Here is a 24,533-nt window from a genome sequence, read left to right on the forward strand (position 1 = left end):
TGTGAAGGCGCTGGCGAAATGTTCCGTGTATCTACACTTGATATGCAAAACTTACCGCGTACAGATAAAGGCGATGTTGATTACAGTGAAGACTTTTTTGGAAAAGAAGCATTCTTAACTGTATCTGGCCAGTTAAACGGCGAAACTTACGCGTCTGCAATGTCAAAAATTTATACGTTTGGCCCTACTTTCCGTGCAGAAAACTCAAATACTTCACGTCACTTGGCTGAGTTTTGGATGGTTGAACCTGAAGTAGCGTTTGCAGATTTAGAAGATATTGCAAAGCTTGCAGAAAACATGCTTAAGTACGTATTTAAAGCGGTACTTGAAGAGCGCCGTGACGACATGGAGTTTTTTGCTCAACGTATCGAAAAAACTGCTATTAGCCGTTTAGAAGAATTTGTTGAAAAAGACTTTGCACAAGTTGATTACACAGACGCAGTAGAAATTCTTAAAAACTGCGGTAAGAAATTTGAGTTTGATGTTGAATGGGGTGTAGATTTACAGTCTGAGCACGAACGTTACCTAGCAGAAGAACACTTTAAAGCACCGGTAGTAATTAAAAACTACCCACGTGATATTAAAGCATTTTACATGCGCCAAAACGAAGACGGCAAAACCGTTGCTGCTATGGACGTAGTTGCACCGGGTATTGGTGAAATCATTGGTGGTTCTCAACGTGAAGAGCGCCTTGACGTACTTGATGCGCGCCTTGAAGAAATGAGCTTAAACAAAGAAGATTACAGCTGGTACCGCGACCTACGTAAATACGGTAGTGTGCCACATTCAGGCTTTGGTTTAGGCTTTGAACGCTTAGTTGCTTATGTAACAGGTATGGGCAATGTACGTGATGTAATCGCCTTCCCTCGTACTAAAGGCAGCGCAACTTACTAGATGAGTATTGACTAAATTGTTTAAAAATTAAAAACCAGCCAATTGGCTGGTTTTTTTATGGCTAAAATTTAACGTATAAAAAAAGCCGCAGCACCCATCAGGCACCACGGCTTTCAACCAGAATAAGGTTTAATAAATGGTTATAGTGCGTTTTCTAATTGCGGTAACACATCAAATAAATCGGCAACGAGTCCATAGTCTGCAACCTGAAAAATAGGTGCATCGGGATCTTTGTTAATTGCAACAATCACTTTTGAGTCTTTCATACCCGCTAGGTGTTGAATGGCACCGCTAATACCCACTGCGATGTATAAGTTAGGCGCTACAATTTTACCTGTTTGCCCTACTTGCATATCATTAGGTACAAAGCCAGCGTCTACCGCAGCGCGCGATGCACCAATAGCAGCACCTAATTTATCGGCTATACCGTTTAAAAGAGCGAAATTTTCGCCATTTTGCATACCACGACCACCAGATATAACCACCTCAGCAGCGGTAAGTTCTGGGCGCTCTGACTCAGTTTGCTCAACGCTTACAAACGTACTTAACTGTGAGTCCGATACTGTATCTAAAGTATTAATACTTACAGCGCCTTGCTCGCCTTGTAAATCAAAACTACTTGCGCGTACGGTAATCACCTTTTTAGCATCAAGTGATTTTACAGTCGCAATAGCGTTACCGGCATAAATTGGGCGTTTAAACGTATCAGCATCTATTACATCAATAATTTCAGATATTTGTGCTACATCTAAAAGGGCCGCAACACGTGGCATAAAATTTTTGCCTGTGGTAGTTGCACTTGCCACAATATGACTGTAGCCGTCAGTTAACGACATAACTAAATCGGTTATGCTTTCTGCTAGTTGGTGTGCATAAGCTGCATTATCTGCAACAAGCACACTAGCAACGCCTTCTATACTTGAAATAGACTCGCACATACTGGCGATGTTTTCACCGGCCACTAATACATCAACAGGAAAACCCATTTTAATAGCCGCATTAATTGTTTTTGAGGTTTCTGGTTTTAAGGCACCGTTGTCGTGCTCTGCAATTACAAGTGTTTTCATTTAAATCACCTTTGCCTCTGTTTTTAATTTTTCTACAAGTTGTGCAACGTCTTCTACAATAATGCCACCACTACGTTTTGCCGGTTCTTCTACGCTAACAAGCTGAATACGAGGTGTTAAATCTACACCTAAAGAGTCTGCAGCTATTACATCAAGCGGCTTGCGTTTTGCTTTCATTATATTGGGTAGTGATGCATAACGTGGTTCGTTCAAACGTAAATCTGTAGTGATAATGGCTGGCAATGAAAGTGCGACCGTTTGCAAACCGCCGTCTACTTCACGCGTAACATTTACTTTTCCATCAGCAACAACCACTTTAGACGCAAACGTACCTTGCCCACGATTAGTTAATGCTGCAAGCATTTGACCCGTTTGGTTATTGTCTGAATCAATCGACTGCTTTCCTAAAATAACAAGTTCTGGCGCTTCTTGCTCTACAATTTTTGCGAGTAATTTTGCAATGTGTAATGACTCTAATTTTTCATCGGTTTCGATGTGGATTGCTTTATCTGCACCCAGTGCAAGCGCTGTGCGTAGTTGTTCTTGCGATGTTTTAGCGCCAATAGTAACAGCTACAACTTCAGTGGCTGTACCGGCTTCTTTTAAGCGAATAGCTTCTTCAATTGCAATTTCACAAAATGGGTTCATCGCCATTTTAACGTTCGTTAAATCTACATCGCTGTTGTCACTTTTGACACGCGCTTTTACGTTGTAATCTATAACGCGTTTTATTGGTACAAGAACTTTCATAGGAACTCCATAATTATTTAAACCTACAACCTAACGTGTACGTCAACCTATTTATTTTTATGAAATCAGACTACTTCCTGTTGACGTAAACGTCAACCTAAAATAACCTTTAACTATTCACAGCCTGTAACGAAAAATTGGCATTGTAATAAATAGGCTGAATACCTTATTCAAATACTGAGGCAGTATTGAGTGAGTCCGTCATAAATAAAGAGGTTATTATGGTCGAACGTGAAACCATGGAATTTGATGTAGTTGTTGTAGGCGCTGGACCTGCGGGACTTGCTAGTGCAATAAAACTCGCACAACTTGCACAAGAAAAACAACAAGAGTGCATGATTTGTGTTGTAGAAAAAGGCTCAGAAGTTGGCGCGCATGTTCTATCGGGCGCTGTATTTGAAACAAAAGCGTTAGATGAATTACTACCAAATTGGCAAGAGCAAGGTGCGCCAGTAAGTACGAAAGTTACAAATGATGAAATTTATTGGTTTAATAACGAAGAAAAAGCAACATCAATCCCCCACTTTGCTTCGCCTAAAACATTTCATAATAATGGTAACTACATTGTTTCAATGGGTAACGTATGCCGCTGGCTTGCAGAGCAAGCTGAAAGTTTAGGCGTAGAAATATTTCCAGGCTTTAGCGCGCATTCACTTATTATTGAAGACGACGCAGTAAAAGGTATTGTTACGGGTGACATGGGCGTTGATAAAGATGGTAATGAAAAAGATGGCTACATGCCAGGCATGGAGCTAAGAGCTAAATATACTATTTTTGCTGAGGGCTGCCGAGGCCATTTAGGCAAACAACTTATAAACCAGTTTGCACTTGATGCTGACTCATCGCCTCAACATTATGGCTTAGGCTTTAAAGAAATATGGCAAGTAGATGAGTCTAAGCATCAACAAGGTAAAGTAGTTCATGGCACAGGTTGGCCGTTAAGTGGTGATACGAGCGGTGGTGTATTTATGTATCATAGCGAAAATAATCAGGTCGTTGTTGGCTTAATTGTTGATTTAAATTACACAAACCCGCATTTAAGCCCGTTTGATGAATTCCAGCGAATGAAACATCATCCTGTTTTTAAACAAGTACTTGAAGGCGGTGAGCGTATTGCTTATGGCGCGCGCGCTATTGCAAAAGGTGGATTACACTCTTTGCCTAAAATGCATTTTCCTGGCGGGTTATTAGTAGGCTGTGATGCAGGCACATTAAATTTTGCAAAAATTAAGGGAAATCACACAGCAATGAAATCGGGCATGATAGCCGCTGAAGTCATTTTTGAAGCATTAGAAAATGAACAAGCTAATACTGATTTAGTAAATTACCACACGCAGTTTGAACAATCTTGGGCTTATAAAGAGCTTTATCAGTCTCGTAATTTTGGTCCGGTGATGCATAAGCTAGGTAAATTTTTAGGGGGTGCATATAACACGCTCGATCAAAATGTATTCAACGGTGCTTTACCATTTACCTTTAAAGATGATGTACCAGATTACTCTACGCTGGTTGATGCTAACATTGCTGAAAAAATAGCTTACCCTAAGCCTGATGGTTCACTGAGTTTTGATAAACTTTCAAGTGTGTTTTTATCAAACACTAACCATGAAGAGTCTCAACCTTGTCACCTAAAACTTAAAAACGCAGCAATACCAATAAAAGTTAATCTTGTGAAATTTGATGAACCTGCGCAGCGCTATTGCCCAGCAGGTGTTTATGAGGTGCAAGAAATAGAAGGTAACAACGAGTTTGTAATTAATGCACAAAACTGTGTTCACTGTAAAACCTGTGACATTAAAGATCCGAGCCAAAACATCACGTGGGTTACCCCAGAGGGCGCTGGCGGCCCTAATTACCCCAATATGTAATATCTTTTACATATAAATTATAAACATATCCTAAATTGCAGGGGCTTCGGCCCCTTTTTTGCGCTATGCTGATTGTATAACTAATAAAAAGAGTAAAGCTTATGCCGTCGTCAAATGTTGTTTTTCGTTTTTTAGCAGAACCTACCGACGTTAATTTTGGTGGGAAGGTACATGGTGGTGTGGTTATGAAGTGGATTGACCAAGCTGGCTATGCCTGTGCTGCTGGCTGGAGTGGTCATTATTGTGTAACCGTATCGGTGGCAGGTGTTAAATTTAGACGCCCTATTCTGGTTGGTCAAATAGTAGAAGTGGAAGCTAAAATTGCACATACCGGTAAAACAAGTATGCAAATATTTATACAAGTTCGGTGTGGCGACCCTAAAACACAGAACATGGTTGAAACAAATCACTGTGTAATAAGCTTTGTTGCCATGGATGAAACGGGTTACCCCGTCGCAGTACCAGAGTTTAAAGCGCTCTCCAATGAAGATATAAAATTAGAAAACTACGCAATTAAAATGAAAGAAATTGCGATTGAAACCGAAAACTTACTTCATCAAGTGTAATGACGCATTAGCTAATTTTTGTACTGTAAAAATCACCTAATGCTTTGTAAAAAATACAATTTATTTAAAATCGCTAAATCTTAGCAGTTAGCGATTTGTTTAATAAAAAACCTAAACAACCCAAATAACTAATCCAAAAATACTAGTTCAGCTGTTTTATTAATCAATTTAATCATTGGCATGTTCACTGCAAATAAGTAATCGAAGTTTGAAAAAATCAAACCATTTTATTTTTTAAAGGAGCTATTTAATGATTAAATCACTTTCACTTTCAGCACTGGCGCTAGCAACACTTGGTTTTAACTCTGCGGCGCAGGCAGACATTTCCGATTTTGATTCTCCACGTATTTATACCGGTATAGGTTACGGTCAGTACTCTTTTGAGTTTGAAGACAGTGAAAACGATACTGATTTTGATGATGACGCACAAATGCTCAAAGGGTATGTGGGTACGCAATTTAATGAATATTTAAGTGTAGAGCTGGCTTATCAAAACTTTGATGAAGTTAGCGATATTGATAGCAAAGCTGAAATTGACGGTGTGTCATTGGCCACGCGTTTAGGTATCCCATTAACTGAGAGCTTTTCGGTTTATGCCAAAGGTGGTTGGTTAGAATGGGATGCAGATATAAAACAAGAACTCCCTGTTGGAAGCGTTTCTACTTCACAAGACGGCGGTGATGCATTTTATGGTGCTGGTTTAGAGTTTGCTTTTTCTAGCAATGTGCAAATGCGTTTAGAGTACGAGCGTTACAAACTAGACGATGATATTGATCCTGATATGGATGTAGCATCAGTGTCACTGCAATACATGTTTTAAACTATAAACAGGTTGTTTAACAAAGGTAAGCTTAGGCTTACCTTTTTCTACTTTATATAAACCACTCAGTCTAAAAGCTATTTTAAACCACTTAGTCTAATAAAATAAATTGCTCTGCTGTGATGCGATGGCCTGCAAATAAAGGTAGAATGCCCGCCTATTCTATTTGTACTTGAGTAACATGAGCGACTACAGCATTTCGGCCGTTGGCCACATACAATCTCCCTATAAACAAAAGTTTGCCATACCAAGACAACCTCGTTTAGTACCTGAAGCCAAAGCAAAACTTATTTTTTCGCCTGATTTTAACCGCGAAGAATTTGTACGCGGTATTGATGAATTTACCCACATTTGGTTATTGTTTCGCTTTCATGAAACCGCAGATAAAGGCTACTCGCCCATGGTACGCCCTCCTCGCTTAGGCGGTAATGAACGCAAAGGTGTATTTGCTACTCGTGCTACTTTTAGACCAAATGCCATTGGTATGAGTGCAGTGAAGCTTGAGGGTATAGAATATAAAAATGGCCAACTCAGTTTATTACTTGCCGGAATCGACCTGCTTGATGGCACGCCCATCATTGACATAAAACCCTACTTGCCTTATTCAGATGCCATGCTTGACGCAAGTGCTGGCTTTGCAGATACACGCCCAGAAACACAAATGAGTGTAGAGTTTACCCCAGAGGTGACTTTATTCATTGAGCAACAAACTCAATACCCTGATTTATTAAACTTTATTAGTAATGTTTTAAAACAAGATCCACGTCCTGCTTACAAAAAACAAAAAAACGGCGAGCAGAGCTATGGAATGACATTGTATGATTACAATATACGCTGGCAAGTTAATGGCGAGCACAACCTAGTAACAAGTATAGAAAAAAGCTAAATAACTCACTTAGCGCTTTTGTGTAAAAGCAACCGCTGGTAAACTTAAGCTCTATTAAAAGAACATATTACTCTATTTCGGAAAAATAATGCGTACCAGCCAATATATACTCGCAACACTTAAAGAAACGCCTTCAGATGCTGAAATTGTATCGCATCAGTTAATGCTTAGAGCCGGTATGATCCGTCGCGTCGCTTCGGGTTTATACACTTGGTTACCCTCTGGTTTACGCGTTTTGCGTAAAGTTGAAAACATTGTTCGTGAAGAAATGGACAAAGCAGGCGCAATAGAAATGCTGATGCCTGTGATACAGCCTGCTGATTTATGGGAAGAGTCAGGCCGTTGGAGCGAGTTTGGTCCAGAGCTAATGCGCTTTACAGACCGTCATAATCGTGAATTTGCACTTGGTCCAACACATGAAGAAGTAATCACCGATTTTGTTCGCAAAGAAGTGAATAGCTATAAACAGTTACCACTTACTTTATATCAAGTACAAACTAAAGTACGTGACGAAAGACGCCCTCGTTTTGGTGTTATGCGCGCACGTGAATTCACCATGAAAGACGCTTATTCATTTCATTTGAGTGAAGAATGTTTAAATAATACGTATCAAGCAATGCACAAAGCATACTGTAATATTTTCGAACGTTTAGGCCTAGATTATCGCCCAGTAATTGCCGATACAGGGTCTATTGGTGGTAGCGTGTCTCATGAATTCCATGTTTTAGCCGAATCAGGTGAAGACGCTATCGCATTTAGCGATGGTAGTGATTACGCCGCTAATATTGAAAAAGCCGAAGCCCTTGCCCCAACAGAGCCTCGTGCTGATGCTACAAAAGAATTAAAAGCGTTCCCGACTCCAGATGCTAAAACAATTGAAGAGCTTAAAAAGCATTACGGTGTTAAACCACACCGTAGTGTTAAAACGTTAATCGTTTATGGTGCCCCAGATGAAAACGAACAACGTGGTTTAGTTGCTCTTGTTATTCGTGGCGATCACGAATTAAACGAATTGAAAGCGGAAAAGCACCCTCTCGTTGACTCACCGCTTGAAATGGCAAAAGAAGCAGACATAATTGCTGCAATCGGCGCAAAACCTGGCTCACTAGGTCCTGTAGGATTAACAATGCCAATTATTGTTGACCGCACAGCCAACGTAATGGCTGACTTTGTAGCCGGTGCTAATAAAGACGACGAACACTTTAGCGGCATAAACTGGGACCGTGATGTAACTAACTACGACGTTGCTGATATTCGTAACATTGTAGAAGGCGATCCTAGCCCTTGCGGCCAAGGCACATTACAAATTAAACGTGGTGTTGAAGTAGGACATATATTCCAACTTGGCACAAAATACTCAGAAGCCATGAAAGCAGGCGTATTAAACGAAGATGGCAAAAACCAAGTAATGACCATGGGTTGTTACGGTGTAGGTGTATCGCGTATTGTGGCTGCTGCTATTGAGCAAAACAACGATAAATACGGTATTATTTGGCCACAATCTATTGCTCCGTTCGACCTTGCTATTGTACCAATGAACATGCACAAGTCGCATCGTATTCCTGATATTGCAAACAGCCTTTACCAAGGTTTAAAAGATGCAGGTGTGGATGTGTTATTTGACGATAGAAAAGAGCGCCCAGGTGTCATGTTTAATGATATGGAGCTTGTAGGTGTGCCTTTCACACTTGTAATTGGCGAACGTAACCTAGACGAAAATAAAGTAGAGCTTAAAAATCGCCGCACAGGTGAAAAGCTAATGATTGACATAGATACCGCTATTGAAAGCATTAAAGCAGCTATGCAAGCCTAAACTCTTATTCGTTATTCAATAACGTGAATGCAAAAACCGCTTTTTTAAGCGGTTTTTTTATGCCTAAATTTTGTGTCATATAGCTTTACTAAAAATGTCGTGTAACTGTCATTTTTTCTCTCTAAAGTAATTTATAGCTAACAAAACTAACGAGGGACAATATGAAAAGTGCTGAACAAAAGGCTAAATACCCTGCTATATGGATATCAGATGTTCACCTAGGCTATAAAGATTGCAGAGCTGATTATTTACTCGATTTTCTAAGCGCTGTTGAGACTGACGTTTTATATTTAGTTGGCGACATTATTGATTTATGGTCTATGAAGCGCCAATTTTATTGGCACCCCTCTCACTATCAAATACTTAATTGCATTCAACAAAAAGCGGCCAACGGAACACGCGTAATTTATATACCAGGAAACCATGACGAAACCTTTAGACACTATATAAATCAAACCCTATTTGGTATAGAGGTCCACCAGCAGTATATTCATGTAACTCAAGCTAATAAACGCTTTTTGCTCGTTCACGGCGATGACTTTGATAGCGCAACTCGTTATAACAAAATTATTAGCATTGCTGGCGATACAGGCTACGATTTGCTTTTATTTTTAAATCGTTGGAGCAATAAAATAAGAAAGTTGTTTGGGGGTAACTACTGGTCGTTAGCGTCGTGGATAAAAGCACGAGTTCATAAGGCACGCGAAGCAATAAATGCATTTGAAGACGCAGCTATTCATGAGGCAAAAAAACAAAAAGTAGATGGGATTATTTGTGGGCATATACACCACCCTAAAATAAAAGTGTGCGACGGCATAGTGTATTGTAACGACGGCGATTGGATAGAAAACTGCACCGCCTTAGTGGAACAAGCCGATGGAAAAATAGAACTCCTTCACTGGTCAGATACACACACAGTTTTAGACAGCGCCGACATATCTAACATTTCATCGCCACTAATGAGTAATGACGATGCGAAACCTAAAAAGTCGGCAGCCTAATTGCTGACTTTAAACCAAGTCATAAATTTTAACCCTTGTTGACGGTCTTAAACAAAAAAGCATCACTTAAGTGATGCTTTTTTAAGATGAGTAGCACACTATCTAAATAGTACATCTTCTCGGTTAAACCATTTAACGCAAAATCCGAGTAACGCACCTGCAATAAGAGCGGTTGCTAAAAATATGAGCCCTACAAACGTGTAATCTACAGTGCCTTTAATTATGTCTTTAATGGCTAATGCAACGTTGGTTACCGGAATAAACGCGGTTTTAGCAGTCAATTCCATATTTGGCATTATTGAAATAATAATAGGGAAAAACACCCCCATACTTAAAGGAGCCATGTAGTTTTGTGCTTCTTTAAACGTACGCGCATAAATAGATATAGCTAACGCTAAAGAAGAAAATATGGCAGCCAATGGCAGTAATAATACAAAAATCATCAGCAAATCGGTAACCGCCAAAGTACTAAATGCCGTTTTTATAAAGTCTAAGTCTGCGAACGCCAGTGCAACAGCAACCCAACACCCCATACTCACAACCGTAATAGTGGTTGATGCAATAGAGGTGGTCAGTAATGTTATAAATTTACCTAATACCAGCTCTGTGCGTGTTATGGGTGTAAGTAAGAGTGTTTCTAGTGTGCCGCGCTCTTTTTCACCGGCCCCTAAGTCAATTGCAGGATATGTAGCGCCCATTAACACCAATGGAATAAGTAAATATGGTAAAAAGCCACCTATTTTTTCACCTAAGTTTTCACGTTTATCAGCCGTATCTACTTTAACAACTTCAATAGGGGTAAGGATAGCTTTGTGCGTAGACTCTTCTATCCCAAAGCTTTTTAATTTTTTGGCTTGCAATACGTCGCTGTATTCTTGAGCTAGTTCTTTGACCCGATCAAATAAAAAATTTATTGATTTTGCGTCGTTAAATACCACTTCCCATTTGCTTTGTTCACCACTGTTGAGTGTATCTTCTGCGTTACTTGGCAAATAAATACCCATATCTATATCGCCGGCAGTAACACCTGCTTTGAGCTCTTCTATCGTATTAAAGGTTTTACTGCCCTTATAAAGTTCAAAGCTTTTGTGGTAAAACACTTTGTTGGTAAATTCTGGTGCGTATTCACCATTAATAATTACGTAAGTATTAACTTTTTGGTCAGCTTCAAGTGCCGCTTGCGAACTAATAAAAGCCATAACGGCAAAAATTATTGGGAAAATAAGTACTGGCAGCGCCACAACAAACATAAGCGTTTTTTTGTCGCGAAGGAGCTCTTTTAATTCCTTTTTATATACTTCAAACATTATGCTTCTCCGTTAATATGTTCATAAACGCTTGGTTTAACTCTTCACTGTTTCCGGCTTGTTTAAACTCTTCAACTGTGCCATCAAAGCAGCTTATGCCTTCGTTAATTACCGCTACACGGTCACATAACAATGCGACTTCATCTAAATGATGGGTAGAAAAAATAACCGGTGTGCCTTGTGCTTTTAAACCTTTGATAAATTCGATCACTGTTTGTGTGGTCATGATATCAAGGCCTGTTGTAGGCTCATCGAGCACAACAACTTTTGGGCGATGTACAACTGCGCGGGCTATATTTGCTTTTTGTTTCATACCAGTTGATAAATTTTCAGCGCGCTTATCTATAAATTTATGCATATCGAGTAATGTAAAAAGCTCATCACAACGTGATGCTATATCGCTTTTTTTCATCCCGTGAAGTTTTGCAAAGTACTCTATGTTTTCTTTAACGGTCAGACGACCATACAAGCCAGTAGAGCCTGATAAAAACCCAATCGACTTTCGCCCTAAAAGAGGTTTTTTAACAATATCGTTGCCATCAATTGTAATAGAGCCTTCATCAGGCTTTAAGGCTGTTGAGATCATTCTTAAGGTGGTTGTTTTACCTGCGCCATTTGGGCCTAACAACCCTAATACTTCGCCTTCAGCGCAGCGAAAACTGACATCTCGTACTGAATGAAAGTAGTCTTTATCTTCACGCGGGTCGATATCGTCTACTTTATTTTTTTTATGGTCTTTCGTCAGCTTAAAACGTTTTTTAAGCCCGGCAACTTCTATCATGCGCATGTCCTTCGTTTGGGTCTAAAGTAATCCGTATTATTGTAAAATGTGTCGTTTTTATTATCTTCATGCCAGCCAGGCACACCTAATAATGGTAAAGGCGAAAGGTGTGAGTTATCGGCTAAGCAATGTTCTATTTTAATCTTCTCATAAAGTACTTGATCAAGGTACTGGTATTGCATTGCTAAATCTTTACAAAATATTTCGTCGGGCACATTTATAAATAATGCTTTTCCTGTGAGCCCTATATAAGGGCGAGTCAACATTTCGTAATTGGCATGACCAAACATAAAAGCCTGAATTGACTCTCCCCACTCATGGCGGTGCTCTACAAATGCTTTGTGCCATTGATGATCGCGCAGCCAGGTTTGCCATTTACTGTCACTAATGGCCAGTACAACACCACATTCATCAAATAGTGTGAGTGCGTTTCTGTGTTTGGTGCGCTTAGTTAAACCATATTCGGCAATGTCCTGAACATGCCGATGATTTATAAGTGATTTTGTTTTAGGAAATAAGCACCAAATAAAACCACCGAATAGATCGTGCCAATTTTCTGTCCGTGTGGGTACTTCACCCGTTTCAAAAATTACTTGTTCGTAATAGCGCTCAGCAAAGTCTATTTGTGCATCGTCAACAAACTGTATCGGTAAATTATTCTCGTTCGTTGCATTTAAATAAGGAGTAAACCATTTTGGTGAAGGCCATTGAGTTTGCTCATTAAGTTTAAACAAGCTGTTTAGGTGATTAAATGCACCCGTTTTTAGGCAATTGGGTTGCCATTGTTCAGGAGGAGTAAAACGCTTCATTATTATAAATTTCTAACTTGTATAGGCCTTTAATTTTGTAACAGTTTACCGCAAAAGCTAGCCCTACTTAATAGAAGTTAATATACTTATTTAATCTTAAAACAATAATCGAGTTAATATGAAACGCAATTTATCTCTCACACTTCTTGCCAGCGCTGTTTTAGCTGGCTGTGCAGCAACAAGCGTTACTCCTTCAGATGTAACCAATGGCTATAACAGTATTAAAGCCGATGAGTTAGCAAAACACATAAAAGTATTGGCATCTGACGAATTTGGTGGCCGAGCGCCTTCGTCACCTGGCGAAAAACTAACATTAGATTATTTAACAGCTCAATTTCAAGCATTGGGTTTTGAGCCTGGCAATGGCGATAGCTTTTTACAAGAAGTCCCCCTTGTATCACTAGAAGCTGATTCAAACATGGTTTTATCAATTGGTGGCAAAGATTACCAATACAAAAAAGACATGGTTATGGGCAGTAGCCGCATTAGTGAAAAAGAAGGCATTGAAAATTCTGAGCTTGTGTTTGTAGGCTACGGCGTTAATGCACCAGAGTATAACTGGAACGACTACGAAGGAATTGACGTGAAAGGTAAAACCGTGGTCATGCTTGTGAACGATCCTGGTTTTGCAACTAAAGATCCTGCTTTATTTACTGGCGACGCAATGACTTATTACGGTCGTTGGACCTACAAATATGAAGAGGCAAGTCGCCAAGGTGCTGCAGGCGCTATTATTATTCACGAAACAGCGCCCGCTTCGTATCCTTGGTCGGTTGTTGAAAATTCGTGGAGTGGCGAGCAATTTGGTTTTCAAAAAGAAAACAACAATATGGACCGTGTTGCTGTAGAAGGCTGGGTTACTAGTGATGTGGCTAAAGAGCTTTTCAGCAAAGCTGGTTTAGATTTCGATACCGTTAAAGAAAATGCCGCAAAAGGTGCTTATCATGTTGATATGGGTGATTTAACCGCCTCTGTTAATGTGACTAATACAATTAAAACGTCAGTGTCTTACAACTTTATTGCGACCTTACCGGGCAGCGAATCGCCAGACGAACATGTAGTATATTCAGCGCATTGGGATCACTTAGGCACAGATACAAGCCGCAAAGGTGACCAAATTTATAACGGTGCTCACGATAACGCAACGGGTACTGCAGGCTTAATAGAAGTTGCAGAAGCATTTACTAAATTGCCAAAGCACCCTAGCCGCTCAATGACATTTTTAGCAGTAACCGCTGAAGAGCAAGGGTTACTTGGCTCTAAGTATTACGCCGCAAACCCTGTTATTGCAGCTAACAAGACGGTTGCTAATATAAATATGGATAGCTTAAATTTATTAGGCAAAGTAAAAGATATGAGTGTGGTAGGCATTGGTAAATCTCAAATGGATGAGTTTTTAGCTAATGCAGCAAAAGATCAAGGTAGAACTTTATCAGGCGATCCTAAACCATCGTCGGGTGGTTATTACCGTTCTGATCATTTTGCGTTTGCCAATATGGGCATACCTGCAATGTACGCTGGTGGTGGTACTCAAGCAGCGGATGAAGAAACAGCCAATTATCGCAAGCGAATGAGCTTAGTATTACGCGGTTGTTACCACCAGCCTTGTGACCGTTACCGCGATGAGTGGGATTTATCGGGTGCTGTTCAAGACTTACAATTATTTTATAAAGTAGGTTTTGATATTTCTGAGCAAGAGCAATGGCCTACTTGGAATGCAAATTCAGAATTTCAACGCAAATAGCCTAGAATTTAATATCGAAAGTCTCAATGTGAGTAATCGATTTAAACACAATTAAATGATATTGATTATCATTTACTAAAATTATACAGTGTTACCCTGTTTATTAATTTGGTAACACTGTATGAACTCAATTACACAAATAGGACTAATTACCCCCGCTTCACAACGCTTTGTTAGCCAAAATAAACGCTTATTACTCCCTCTTTTTTTGTTGGTGTGTTTTGCTGCGCCATCACTTCGTGATATTGCAGTTACCGCACTAAGCGACGCGTTTTTTCAAGTCAGTGTATTTGTTGCTGCTACGTTACTGATTTATTACTACGCTATTGAGCGTTTACCTCAGTTAGAGCTTAGTTATCTAAGTGCCAAGTCACCGGCTTTAGAGGTCTTTTTTGCGGCTTTACTAGGTGCCTTACCCGGCTGCGGGGGCGCTATAATAGTGGTTACACAATTTACCAAAGGCCAAGCAAGCTTTGGTGCTATTGTTGCCGTACTGACAGCAACAATGGGCGATGCTGCATTTTTACTTTTAGCTACACGCCCTACTGAGGGAGCTGTAATAATGGCTATAGGATTAGTTGTTGGAACTATATGTGGTGCTTTTGTAAATACAGTTCATAAACACGACTTTTTACGCCCTTCTTTAAAAGAACAAACGCACCAAGTTAAAATATTGCCTACCCGCATTATTAGAGTCAGTAAACCTGTTTGGATGTTAGCGATTTTTCCAAGTTTAATTATCGCGTTTTTAATCGCATTCAACGTGGACTTTAACCAATTTGGAAGGCACACAAGCACTGGAATACATTTATTTGGTGCGGGCATGGCTCTATTTATCGTAACGGTATGGGCTTACTCGTCTAAGGGCGAAACATATAAACAAATTACCAGTGAAGAGGATGAATGTAATCCACCATCTAAAGTGGTTAAAGTGCTCCAAGACACACACTTTGTGACTGTATGGGTAGTGGCGTCGTTTATGTTATTTGAAATACTCGTGAATGTAGCCGGACTTGATTTAAAAACATGGTTTGCCCACTACGCTTATTTAGCACCGCTGATTGCTGTAATCATAGGTTTTTTACCCGGTTGTGGGCCGCAAATAATAGTTACCACGCTTTATATACAGGGCATCATTCCATTTAGTGCTTTAACATCCAATGCAATTTCAAACGACGGAGATGCGTTATTCCCTGCAATTGCGTTAGCCCCCAAAGCCGCAATAATAGCTACTTTATATACCGCACTTCCTGCACTCGGAGTTGGCTATGGCTTGTATTTTATTTCGTATTGAATTTTAGGCATAAAAAAGCTCAGCGAACACTGAGCTTTTTTAGGTTAAAACTTTACTTTATACAGTAGCAGGTTCTGCAGCTAACTCTTTTGGATTAGGACCAAAATCGTTCTCGCCCTCGTGTGAGTCTTGTACAAGGAACACAATTAATACAATCCAACCAATAATTGGCACTAACCACAGAAGCTGCCACCAACCAGAGCGGCCAGTATCGTGTAAACGACGTGCACCAGCACTTAAACCAGGTATCAATAGCGCTAAACTATAAATAGAACCAATAAACATAGTACCTAATGCGCCATCAATAACATTACAGATAATTGACAAGATGGTATTAAATAATACAAACATCCAATAAGCTTTGCGGCGGTTACGACCTGAAAAATCTGCGTAGCTACGCAGTGCGTTCATATAATGTTCCATAATATTTCCTTAGTGTTATTTCTTATATTCCCTAACGGGGTTAGTTTTATTACTTTTTAGCAACAGGTGTATCTTAAATAAAAACAAGTCCTTTTAAAACAAAAAACCAGCAAATTGCTGGTTTTTTATAAGTTTAATTTTTAGCTCATTGCCATCATCATTGCCGACGGATTTTCTAAGTACGATTTCCATAAGTTATTAAAGCGAGCAATTGTTCCGCCATCAATAACACGGTGGTCACCAGACCAACTAACTTGCATAATGGCCTTACTTACAACATGCCCGTTTTCATCAAAGCGCGGTAGATGTTGCAACTTACCTAGCGCAACAATTGCTACTTCTGGCTTATTAATAATTGGTGTGGCAATTGTGCCGCCAATTGCACCAATATTCGAAATGCTAATTGTACCGCCTTTTAAGTCTTCAGGTGGTACTCGCCCTTCGCGAGCAGACTCAGTAAGCCGTGTAAGTTCATTAGCCACATCAACAATATTTTTACTTTGGCACGACTTAATATTAGGCACCAATAAGCCAATTTTAGAATCGACGGCTATACCAATATTATGATCATTAAAATAAGTAAGTTCAGAGCAATCTTCATTTACTTTAGAGTTAAGAACAGGGAATTCTTTCATCGCAAGTGAAAGGGCTTTAATAAAGAAAGGCATCATAGTGAGTTTAACGCCTTGTGCTTTATACTGCTCCTTCATTGAAGCTCTTAGTGCAATAAGGTCTGTTAAATCAATTTCATCACAAAATGTAAAATGTGGAATGGTTGAAACAGAAGCAACCATTTGTTTTGCCATCGCCGCTTTTATGCCTTTAATTGGCTCGACACGCACGCCAGAGGTATGTGTTTTACTTTGTGTGTTTACTGCACTGGCATTAAGTGGTGACGTATCAATACTGTTTGGTACTTCACCTTTGATAAACTCTTCTATATCTTGCTTATAGATACGTCCATTTTTACCACTACCCGGTACTTGTGTTAAATCAACATCAAGCTCACGGGCTTTACGTCTAACAGCCGGTGATGCAACCGCTTTTGTGTTGACCACTTTTGCTGGTTTATTCACTTTTACTGGTGCTGCTTGCTCTGCTGCATTTGTTTGCGCTTTTACTACGGCTTGGTTTACATCTATATTTTGTTTAGGTGCAGTTCCAGCAATAGTCATCTGAAACAATGGGCTATGTACTTTAGCTATTTCACCTTTTTGATAATACAGCTTTTGAACAGTACCTGTGTATTTTGCTGGTATTTGCACAAGGGCTTTATCAGTCATTACATCACAAACAGCCTGATCTTCTTCAATTTCATCGCCTTCGGCGACTAACCAGTCGACTATTTCACATTCGACAATCCCTTCGCCAATATCTGGTAAAATAAAATCTTCTAATTGTTCAGTTGCACCATTATTGCTTTGTGGTGCATTACTGGGCTGTTGTTTTTCAACACTGGCCTCTTCGCCAGCTACATTCATTGCAAACAAGGGTGCATGTACTTTGGCAATTTCGCCTTTTTGATGGTAGAGCTTTGTAATTACTCCATCGTGCACAGCAGGTATTTGTACCAGTGCTTTATCAGTCATTACATCGCAAATAGGTTGATCTTCACAAACGCTATCACCCTCTTGTACCAGCCATTCAACCACTTCACACTCAACAATGCCTTCACCAATATCGGGTAATATAAAATCTTTAGCCATGGGAACCCCTAAAAATCCATTGATTGTTTAATTGCGGCTAACACTTTGAGCGCATCAGGCACATACTCTTTCTCTAGTGCCAGTGGGTATGGTGTATCTAAACCACACACACGTAGAATAGGTGACTCTAAATGAAGGAAGCATGCTTGTTGAATTGAAGCTGCAATCTCTGCGCCAAACCCATTTGTAATAGGTGCCTCATGGCTTATTACCAAACGACCTGTCTTAGTCACTGATTTAGCAATTGTATCTATATCCCAAGGTAAAATACTTCGTAGATCAATTACCTCACAATTTATACCTTGCTCGCTTGCTTGTTTTGCAGCGTCTTGAATAATTTCCATTTGAGCACCCCAAGCCAGGACTGTAATGTCAGTGCCTTCTTGCACAACTTCAGCTTTACCTAACTCTATTGAATAATCTTCTTCGGGTACTTCACCCGTCGATGCGCGGTACAAACGTTTGGGCTCAAAAAATATAACAGGATTGTCATCTTTAATACTTGCACGCAGTAAGCCTTTAGCTTGATATGGATTACGTGGCACCACTATTTTTAAACCTGGCGTATGTGCAAAGTAAGCTTCTGGTGATTGCGAATGATATAAACCACCAGCAATACCACCACCATATGGTGTACGTACAGTTAAGTTACCTACATTAAACTCATTACCACTACGGTATCTGAATTTTGCTGATTCATTTACTATTTGGTCAAAGGCCGGGAATATATAATCTGCAAATTGAATTTCAGCTAACGCGGGTGCACCAAATGCCGCTAAACCATTTGCAAAACCTAAAATACCTTGCTCAGTTAAAGGCGTATTAAATACACGGTGTTTTCCGTATTTTTCTTGTAAACCTGAGGTTGCTCTAAATACACCACCAAAATACCCGACATCCTCGCCAAATATACACGCTTGCGGGTGTTCATTCATGGTTATATCTAGAGCAGAATTAATTGCATGTAGCATGTTCATTTTAGCCATTACTTAATTCTCCCTGCAGTAACTGGGTAAGCATCTGGGTGCTTTTGTATATGTTCTTTTAGTTCATTGTATTGACGAACAAGTGAAGGGATTGGCGTATCGTAAACATCTGAGACTAGCTCTTCTAAAGCAGGCTTTTGCACTACTTCTGCACGCTTTAATGCCGCTAATATATCTTCACGTATAGACTCTTTTGCTTTTAAATCGTCTTCTTCGTTGAGCCATTGCTGTTTTACTAGCCACTTTTTAAATTTTTCTATTGGGCATGTTTTGTAATTAGCCTCTTCGTCTTTTGAACGGTAACCACTTGGGTCATCAGACGTAGAGTGAGCGCCTAACCGGTAAGCTATTGATTCAATTAAAACAGGTTCCCCTTGTGTTGAGGCAATTTCACGTGCTTTTTGCGTTGCTGCAAACACAGCAAGTGCGTCTGTGCCATCGACCCTAATTGTTTTAATGCCATAACCCACACCACGTGAAGCAATACCATCACCTTTAAATTGCTCATCTGCCGGGGTCGAAATCGCATAGCCGTTGTTACGTGCAAAAAATATCACGGGTGCTTTATGCACTGCAGCCATGTTTAATCCGGCATGAAAGTCACCTTCAGATGCAGCACCTTCGCCAAAGTAACAAATAGTTACGTTGTCAATGGTGCTTGCAAGTTCGCCTGTTTTTGCATCTATATGATTTACTTTTTGTCCATATGCATACCCTGTCGCTTGTGGTATTTGTGTGCCAAGTGGAGAAGAAATTGTCATATAATATAATTCTTTAGAACCATAATGAATTGGCATTTGACGACCTTTGCCTAAATCTAATTCATTTGAAAACATTTGGTTCATAAATTGGTCTAGCGTAAAACCACGGTAATGCAGTGCAGCTTGCTCACGGTATTGCGCCATTATCATGTCTTCTTGGTCAAGCGCAGCAGCGGATGCCGTAACGGCAGCTTCTTCACCTAAACATTGCATGTAAAAGCTTACTCGGCCTTGGCGCTGAGCACCTTGCATACGTTCATCTAATAAACGTATAAAACGCATAGTCTCATAAAGTTTAATTGCGGTATGTTTTGAAATAGAGGGTGCTGTCGCACTTGGGTGAATGTCGCCATCCTCAGTTAAAATACTAAGGGTTGGAATATTAAGCGCATTGCCGTCAATAAATTCTAGCGCATGGTTAATATTCAGCGATACGTTATTTGGATTACTCATAACCTACCTTCTGTTGTTGTCAGTAACATAGTGCCCCTTTTACATTATTATTATGGGTGATCATTGCTGAATAAACTTTGCAATATCTGCACTATATTTAATTAAAGCTGCCAACACTTTACGTTAACGTAAAGTGTTATTCAACAAATCTGTGACGAAACAAAAGTAAATATTGGTTAAATAAGTGGCAAGTTAACAATACAGCTACTTAAATTATTAGTAATCAGTTAGTTAACTTGCAGGACAAAGAGGTCTAATGAGTTGAATTATACAAAGTTACTGTCTATAGCCATTGGAACAACGGTGAGTAATGCACGTTGCCCTAAGGCTACTTTTGCATTTGGGAATATGATTGCTTCTCCTTCAACGTCCGCATAATAAGGAGTATTACCATCGGTTGCGAGCAGTTCTCCTTTTGCAAAGCCAGTAAAATTCTCTGCATCATCAGAAAATGGAAAACTAAAATCCTCTTGAGTACGATTAATTGTACGATGAACAGCGAACAGCTCAAAGTCGTTTGCATTAAATTGTGGGTATTCAACATCTTTTTGACTAATTAATGCAGTTAACGTTTGTTTTGTTTTTTCAAAACGTGTCATATCGTTTTGGCCAAATGGTTTTACTTGCCCAAGCTCAACTGTAAACGAATCTGCACCATGAACAAAGGATGAGTAATAACTAAACGTTGTCGCTGGCGACTTCATCATTAATACAGTATTTACACCACAACTTAATAAAAACTGTAGCTGTGATTTTTTCCATGGTTTACCGTGCAAAAATGGATACACAGCAAATTTTTCATTTTTTGAACCACGAATAGCCGTGTGCAAATCGTAATGACTGCGCTCACTGCCCTTTTCCCCTCTGGCAAAAAAGTCAGTGACGTAGCGTTCAAGTTTTGCCGCTCGAACGCGCTCGTCATTCATTTCAACACCATCAACCGTGTGGTGTCCATTAAATAAACGATTAAGATTTTCTTCTACAAAGCGCAAACCAATATTAATTGATTTAGGGTTACCGTATATAAAAAGGACTCGCTGATTGAGCTCAAGGTTTTGGGAAATAATTTGCTTTATTAGCTCATCACAAATTTCAATAGGCGCCGTTTCGTTACCGTGTACAGCACTTGATAACACAATATCTTTTGAGGTAGTAACCGCTGGCTGAAACTCAATAACCCCAGTATCGTGTACATTAACTTGGGTTCCATTGTTGAGCGTAAACTGGCTCGGTGCTAAGTGCCATTCATTATCTCGGCTAATGGTTAGAAAATCACCGGTTGATTGCAATAAATTTAAATAATCGGGTGTGGCTGACATAATAAAAGCCCTTTATAGTGTGAGAGATACAAAAAAACGGCTGAATAATTCAGCCGTTTTTAAATAGTTTAAGCAGGTTTAGCTAATAACTGAATCAACTAATTGTTTAGCTTCTTTTTCTAAAAGAGCTAAATGTGCTTCGCCTTTAAATGATTCTAGGTATATTTTATAAATATCTTCAGTACCTGATGGGCGAGCAGCAAACCAGCCATTTTCTGTAACAACTTTTAAGCCGCCAATCGCTGCATTGTTACCAGGAGCATGAGTTAATTTTTGTAAAATAGGCTCTCCAGCTAACGTTTCGGCTTTCACGTCGTCTGCACTTAAAGCTTTTAAACGCGATTTTTGTGCACTACTTGCTGGCGCATCTAGACGCTTATAAAGTGGCGATCCAAATTCTTGTTCTAGCTCTTTATAAAGCGCTGATGGTGTTTTACCCGTTACTGCAAGTATTTCAGCTGCAAGTAAACCCATAATAAAGCCGTCTTTGTCAGTACACCATACGCTGCCATCAAAGCGTAAAAACGCAGCGCCTGCACTTTCTTCGCCACCAAAAGCAAGATTACCTTTGTTTAGGCCTTCAACAAACCATTTAAAGCCTACCGGAACTTCTTTTACCTTTCGCTTATTGCGCGCTACAACACGATCAATCATCGAACTCGAAACAAGCGTTTTACCAATCTCTACGTTAGTATTCCACTCGCGATGGTTTAATAGGTAATCAATAGCAACAGCTAAAAAATGATTCGGATTCATCAGGCCATCGGGTGTAACAATGCCATGACGGTCGTAATCAGGGTCGTTACCAATCGCTATATCAAAATCGTCTTTTAATTTAATTAAATTAGCCATCGAGTAAGGCGATGAACAATCCATACGTATCTTGCCATCTTTATCAAGTGGCATAAATGCAAAACGCGGATCAACGCTGTCGTTTACTACGGTTAGATCTAAATTATATTTTTGCGTAATGACTGGCCAAAAATTTATACCTGAACCACCTAATGGATCAATGCCTATTTTAACGCCCGCATCACTAATGGCTTTTAAGTTAACGATATTCTCTAAATCGTTAATATACGGAGTCATTAAATCTTCGTAGCGGATAAACCCTGAGCGAGAAGCTTTAGCGAACGGGAAAAGCTCAACCTCGACTAAATCTTCAAGTAATAACTTGTTAGCCCTGTCTTCAATCCAGTTAGTTACGTCTGTATCAGCAGGCCCGCCGTTAGGTGGGTTATATTTAAAGCCGCCATCTTCAGGAGGGTTATGTGAAGGCGTAACAACAATGCCATCTGCAAGCTCATTAGGATTGCGTTTATTGTGACAAACAATTGCATGGCTAATAACAGGAGTTGGAGTAAAGTCGCCATCTTGCTGAGTAATTACTTGCACTTCGTTAGCGACAAGCACTTCAATTGCAGAGTTAAAGGCAGCTTCACTAAGCGCATGGGTATCTTTACCTAAAAATAATGGTCCAAAAATATCGTTTTGTTTACGGTAATCACAAATGGCTTGTGTAATTGCTAAAATATGGGATTCATTAAATTTTACATCATAAGAGCAGCCGCGGTGTCCAGATGTACCAAAGGCAACGCCATGCTCTGGGTTTTGCTCTAAGTCTGGCTCATTTAAATAATAAGCCGAAACTAATTTAGGAACATTAACAAGTGCTGATTGTGGAGCAGTTTTGCCTGCGCCTGAGTGAATAGCCATTATATTTCCTTACAGGTAATCGCGAATTTTTTCAGCTTGCTCTGCACTGTAACCTAGGCAAAGAGCTACTTCATGAAGCATCATTTTTTTACGTGTTGTATTAGAGTTAGTCATTACCCAATATTCACTGTCGGTGATATTTTTAGGGTTCATGCTACTTCCACTATTTACTAAATCTTCTTTGCTCGTTGCGAAATAAACACGGTCACGGCCTTTAATATCCAACACAGCAGAAAAATCAGATTTATGAGTGCGATAAAAAGCACTTAAAATAAATAAGAAGCGACCCACCACGCCTTTTTGCATTGCTAGTTCTTCTTTATTTAATACATTAAAAACGTTAGCATTTTTTTGCTTCACTGGTGTGACAGTTTTTGGAACTTCAGCTTCTGCTACAGCGTGCTTTAATTCTGGCGCAGTAGATGGCGCAGATGTAGTTGTTGTTTGTTGATTTTGTGTTATTTCTACGTCAGCGGTTAATTGTTTTTCGCCGCTCATGTTTAATAAACGACGCAAAATTGTGGATGCACTTTCACCAATACTTTGCGTGTTGCTGGCAATGTATTGATATAACTCGTCGTCTATGTCGATTTGTTTCATGGTCTTCCTGTCATTACGGGTCACATTTTTTTCTCACGCCTGATTATACCCAATCCAATAATAAATGCGAGTTACAACAAGCACTCGCAGGCATTTCGAAAATCTATAACTAGTTAGGTAAATTTTTAGTCAATAAATTTCTCTAATTTTCGAATATCATTTAATAAAATGGTTAATTAGACACTATTTTTTGCTTTTTTAAGTATTGCTCGGCAAACTAAGGCGAAATTTTTAGGAGCAATGTATGCAGCTAAATTATAAGCAACTGGGACAAGGTCCTGATGTTATTTTAATACATGGACTATTTGGTTCATTAGAAAACCTGAACGTAATTGCTAAACCGTTAAGTGAGCATTTTACAGTTACCAATGTAGATTTGCGAAACCATGGCCTCTCCCCTCACAGTGATGAGATGAGTTATCCTGCTATGGCAAAAGACATTGTTGAGTTACTTCGACACTTGAATATAAAAAAAGCACATATAATTGGTCATTCTATGGGTGGCAAGGTTGCTATGGAGCTTGCATTAACTCAACCCGAGTTGATTGAAAAATTAATTGTGCTTGATATAGCACCCGTTACCTACCCACCGCGGCATACTAAGATATTGCAGGCGCTCAACGCAGTTGCATCTGAGCATATAGAAGACAGAAAGCATGCTGACGATTTAATGCAGCCTTATATTGACGAACTTGGCGTTCGTCAGTTTTTATTAAAAAGCCTAGCTAAAAATGAAGCAGGAAAATTAACGTGGCGATTCAACTTACCTGTTCTAGATAAGAAATATTCAAATATACTCTCAAACGTTAATGAAAACAATTCTTGTTTGTGCGATACTCTTTTTATCAAAGGTAACGATTCAGATTATATTTTACCCGAGTACCGCACTGCAATTGTCACGCGTTTCAAGAATACGAAAGCAAAAATCATTCACGGTGCTGGTCATTGGTTACATGCGCAAAAACCTAT

Annotated in this window: 22 protein-coding genes; 10 read left to right on the top strand and 12 right to left on the bottom strand. The window is 39.6% G+C overall.

Going from position 1 to position 24,533, the window contains the following annotated elements:
* A partial coding sequence (gene asnS, locus BCG07_RS06670) for an asparagine--tRNA ligase (RefSeq protein WP_286889412.1) occupies positions 1–894 on the top strand: 894 nt, incomplete at its 5' end.
* 140 nt (positions 895–1,034) lie between these two features.
* Here the strand turns inward: asnS and BCG07_RS06675 are convergent.
* Together BCG07_RS06675 and BCG07_RS06680 are read right to left on the bottom strand one after the other, a co-directional pair.
* Positions 1,035–1,961, bottom strand: coding sequence for an electron transfer flavoprotein subunit alpha/FixB family protein (locus BCG07_RS06675; protein ID WP_286889413.1), 927 nt, complete (start codon positions 1,959–1,961; stop codon positions 1,035–1,037).
* Positions 1,962–2,711 (bottom strand): electron transfer flavoprotein subunit beta/FixA family protein, encoded by a 750-nt coding sequence (locus tag BCG07_RS06680; RefSeq protein WP_006793021.1) that lies wholly within the window; start codon positions 2,709–2,711, stop codon positions 1,962–1,964.
* A 221-nt stretch (positions 2,712–2,932) separates the two neighbouring features.
* Between BCG07_RS06680 and BCG07_RS06685 the strand changes: the two genes are divergently transcribed.
* The 6 genes from BCG07_RS06685 (at position 2,933) to BCG07_RS06710 (ending at position 9,665) form a co-directional block, all read left to right on the top strand.
* Entirely contained in the window at positions 2,933–4,579 is a 1,647-nt protein-coding gene (locus BCG07_RS06685) for an electron transfer flavoprotein-ubiquinone oxidoreductase (RefSeq protein WP_286889416.1), read from the top strand.
* Between the two features lie 101 nt (positions 4,580–4,680).
* Complete coding sequence (locus BCG07_RS06690) at positions 4,681–5,145, top strand: acyl-CoA thioesterase (protein ID WP_286889418.1); 465 nt, start codon at positions 4,681–4,683, stop codon at positions 5,143–5,145.
* Positions 5,146–5,395: 250 nt separating this feature from the next.
* Positions 5,396–5,965: an outer membrane beta-barrel protein gene (locus BCG07_RS06695; RefSeq protein WP_286889420.1), complete on the top strand. Its 570-nt coding sequence runs from the start codon at positions 5,396–5,398 to the stop codon at positions 5,963–5,965.
* Between the two features lie 181 nt (positions 5,966–6,146).
* Positions 6,147–6,851, top strand: a complete 705-nt coding sequence (tsaA, locus tag BCG07_RS06700) for a tRNA (N6-threonylcarbamoyladenosine(37)-N6)-methyltransferase TrmO (RefSeq protein WP_203983549.1) — start codon at positions 6,147–6,149, stop codon at positions 6,849–6,851.
* An 88-nt stretch (positions 6,852–6,939) separates the two neighbouring features.
* A complete protein-coding gene (locus BCG07_RS06705) occupies positions 6,940–8,664 on the top strand; it encodes a proline--tRNA ligase (RefSeq protein WP_008131190.1) in 1,725 nt (574 codons plus the stop codon).
* Between the two features lie 161 nt (positions 8,665–8,825).
* Positions 8,826–9,665 (top strand): UDP-2,3-diacylglucosamine diphosphatase, encoded by an 840-nt coding sequence (locus BCG07_RS06710; RefSeq protein WP_286889423.1) that lies wholly within the window; start codon positions 8,826–8,828, stop codon positions 9,663–9,665.
* A gap of 98 nt (positions 9,666–9,763) precedes the next feature.
* Here BCG07_RS06710 and BCG07_RS06715 read toward each other — a convergent pair whose 3' ends face one another.
* The 3 genes from BCG07_RS06715 to BCG07_RS06725 are packed head-to-tail and all read right to left on the bottom strand — an operon-like array spanning position 9,764 to position 12,562.
* Positions 9,764–10,972 carry an ABC transporter permease gene (locus BCG07_RS06715; protein WP_286889424.1) on the bottom strand — a complete coding sequence of 403 codons (1,209 nt, stop codon included), beginning with the start codon at positions 10,970–10,972 and terminating at the stop codon, positions 9,764–9,766.
* Positions 10,965–11,753, bottom strand: coding sequence for an ABC transporter ATP-binding protein (locus BCG07_RS06720; RefSeq protein WP_006793029.1), 789 nt, complete (start codon positions 11,751–11,753; stop codon positions 10,965–10,967). Before BCG07_RS06720 ends, BCG07_RS06715 begins: the two co-directional genes overlap by 8 nt.
* Positions 11,750–12,562, bottom strand: a complete 813-nt coding sequence (locus BCG07_RS06725) for a DUF3025 domain-containing protein (protein WP_058428851.1) — start codon at positions 12,560–12,562, stop codon at positions 11,750–11,752. Before BCG07_RS06725 ends, BCG07_RS06720 begins: the two co-directional genes overlap by 4 nt.
* 118 nt (positions 12,563–12,680) lie before the next feature.
* Between BCG07_RS06725 and BCG07_RS06730 the strand changes: the two genes are divergently transcribed.
* Together BCG07_RS06730 and BCG07_RS06735 are read left to right on the top strand one after the other, a co-directional pair.
* Positions 12,681–14,306 (top strand): M28 family metallopeptidase, encoded by a 1,626-nt coding sequence (locus BCG07_RS06730; protein ID WP_286889427.1) that lies wholly within the window; start codon positions 12,681–12,683, stop codon positions 14,304–14,306.
* Between the two features lie 121 nt (positions 14,307–14,427).
* On the top strand, positions 14,428–15,600 hold the full coding sequence (locus tag BCG07_RS06735; protein ID WP_243530567.1) for a putative manganese transporter: 1,173 nt from the start codon (positions 14,428–14,430) through the stop codon (positions 15,598–15,600).
* A 57-nt stretch (positions 15,601–15,657) separates the two neighbouring features.
* Here the strand turns inward: BCG07_RS06735 and BCG07_RS06740 are convergent, their stop codons facing one another.
* The 7 genes from BCG07_RS06740 to seqA all read right to left on the bottom strand — a co-directional run bounded on the left by BCG07_RS06740 (position 15,658) and on the right by seqA (position 23,564).
* Entirely contained in the window at positions 15,658–16,023 is a 366-nt protein-coding gene (locus BCG07_RS06740; protein WP_286889430.1) for a DUF805 domain-containing protein, read from the bottom strand.
* Positions 16,024–16,163: 140 nt separating this feature from the next.
* Positions 16,164–17,729, bottom strand: coding sequence for a dihydrolipoyllysine-residue acetyltransferase (locus BCG07_RS06745; RefSeq protein ID WP_243530573.1), 1,566 nt, complete (start codon positions 17,727–17,729; stop codon positions 16,164–16,166).
* An 8-nt stretch (positions 17,730–17,737) separates the two neighbouring features.
* On the bottom strand, positions 17,738–18,715 hold the full coding sequence (locus BCG07_RS06750) for an alpha-ketoacid dehydrogenase subunit beta (RefSeq protein ID WP_286889432.1): 978 nt from the start codon (positions 18,713–18,715) through the stop codon (positions 17,738–17,740).
* Positions 18,715–19,929: a thiamine pyrophosphate-dependent dehydrogenase E1 component subunit alpha gene (locus BCG07_RS06755; protein WP_286889434.1), complete on the bottom strand. Its 1,215-nt coding sequence runs from the start codon at positions 19,927–19,929 to the stop codon at positions 18,715–18,717. Before BCG07_RS06755 ends, BCG07_RS06750 begins: the two co-directional genes overlap by 1 nt.
* A gap of 266 nt (positions 19,930–20,195) precedes the next feature.
* Positions 20,196–21,248 carry a succinylglutamate desuccinylase gene (gene astE / locus BCG07_RS06760; RefSeq protein ID WP_243530580.1) on the bottom strand — a complete coding sequence of 351 codons (1,053 nt, stop codon included), beginning with the start codon at positions 21,246–21,248 and terminating at the stop codon, positions 20,196–20,198.
* Between the two features lie 78 nt (positions 21,249–21,326).
* A complete protein-coding gene (gene pgm / locus BCG07_RS06765) occupies positions 21,327–22,964 on the bottom strand; it encodes a phosphoglucomutase (alpha-D-glucose-1,6-bisphosphate-dependent) (protein ID WP_138740983.1) in 1,638 nt (545 codons plus the stop codon).
* A 9-nt stretch (positions 22,965–22,973) separates the two neighbouring features.
* Positions 22,974–23,564, bottom strand: a complete 591-nt coding sequence (gene seqA, locus BCG07_RS06770; RefSeq protein WP_006793039.1) for a replication initiation negative regulator SeqA — start codon at positions 23,562–23,564, stop codon at positions 22,974–22,976.
* Positions 23,565–23,808: 244 nt separating this feature from the next.
* Between seqA and BCG07_RS06775 the strand changes: the two genes are divergently transcribed.
* Positions 23,809–24,533, top strand: a 725-nt coding sequence (locus BCG07_RS06775; RefSeq protein ID WP_286889435.1) for an alpha/beta fold hydrolase, incomplete at its 3' end; no start/stop codon positions are given.

The organism is Pseudoalteromonas sp. ESRF-bin5, from assembly GCF_002632075.1.
In the GTDB taxonomy this organism is placed as follows: domain Bacteria; phylum Pseudomonadota; class Gammaproteobacteria; order Enterobacterales; family Alteromonadaceae; genus Pseudoalteromonas; species Pseudoalteromonas marina.

Bases quoted from the DNA above. Each gene is read 5' to 3' on its own strand.
- BCG07_RS06695 (WP_286889420.1), top strand. From the start codon at position 5,396: ATGATTAAATCACTTTCACTTTCAGCACTGGCGCTAGCAACACTTGGT.
- BCG07_RS06675 (WP_286889413.1), bottom strand. From the start codon at position 1,961: ATGAAAACACTTGTAATTGCAGAGCACGACAACGGTGCCTTAAAACCA.
- pgm (WP_138740983.1), bottom strand. From the start codon at position 22,964: ATGGCTATTCACTCAGGCGCAGGCAAAACTGCTCCACAATCAGCACTT.
- BCG07_RS06685 (WP_286889416.1), top strand. From the start codon at position 2,933: ATGGTCGAACGTGAAACCATGGAATTTGATGTAGTTGTTGTAGGCGCT.
- tsaA (WP_203983549.1), top strand. From the start codon at position 6,147: ATGAGCGACTACAGCATTTCGGCCGTTGGCCACATACAATCTCCCTAT.
- astE (WP_243530580.1), bottom strand. From the start codon at position 21,248: ATGTCAGCCACACCCGATTATTTAAATTTATTGCAATCAACCGGTGAT.
- BCG07_RS06730 (WP_286889427.1), top strand. From the start codon at position 12,681: ATGAAACGCAATTTATCTCTCACACTTCTTGCCAGCGCTGTTTTAGCT.
- BCG07_RS06715 (WP_286889424.1), bottom strand. From the start codon at position 10,972: ATGTTTGAAGTATATAAAAAGGAATTAAAAGAGCTCCTTCGCGACAAA.
- BCG07_RS06755 (WP_286889434.1), bottom strand. From the start codon at position 19,929: ATGAGTAATCCAAATAACGTATCGCTGAATATTAACCATGCGCTAGAA.
- seqA (WP_006793039.1), bottom strand. From the start codon at position 23,564: ATGAAACAAATCGACATAGACGACGAGTTATATCAATACATTGCCAGC.
- BCG07_RS06680 (WP_006793021.1), bottom strand. From the start codon at position 2,711: ATGAAAGTTCTTGTACCAATAAAACGCGTTATAGATTACAACGTAAAA.
- BCG07_RS06735 (WP_243530567.1), top strand. From the start codon at position 14,428: ATGAACTCAATTACACAAATAGGACTAATTACCCCCGCTTCACAACGC.
- BCG07_RS06750 (WP_286889432.1), bottom strand. From the start codon at position 18,715: ATGGCTAAAATGAACATGCTACATGCAATTAATTCTGCTCTAGATATA.
- BCG07_RS06745 (WP_243530573.1), bottom strand. From the start codon at position 17,729: ATGGCTAAAGATTTTATATTACCCGATATTGGTGAAGGCATTGTTGAG.
- BCG07_RS06720 (WP_006793029.1), bottom strand. From the start codon at position 11,753: ATGATAGAAGTTGCCGGGCTTAAAAAACGTTTTAAGCTGACGAAAGAC.
- BCG07_RS06725 (WP_058428851.1), bottom strand. From the start codon at position 12,562: ATGAAGCGTTTTACTCCTCCTGAACAATGGCAACCCAATTGCCTAAAA.
- BCG07_RS06690 (WP_286889418.1), top strand. From the start codon at position 4,681: ATGCCGTCGTCAAATGTTGTTTTTCGTTTTTTAGCAGAACCTACCGAC.
- BCG07_RS06710 (WP_286889423.1), top strand. From the start codon at position 8,826: ATGAAAAGTGCTGAACAAAAGGCTAAATACCCTGCTATATGGATATCA.
- BCG07_RS06740 (WP_286889430.1), bottom strand. From the start codon at position 16,023: ATGGAACATTATATGAACGCACTGCGTAGCTACGCAGATTTTTCAGGT.
- BCG07_RS06705 (WP_008131190.1), top strand. From the start codon at position 6,940: ATGCGTACCAGCCAATATATACTCGCAACACTTAAAGAAACGCCTTCA.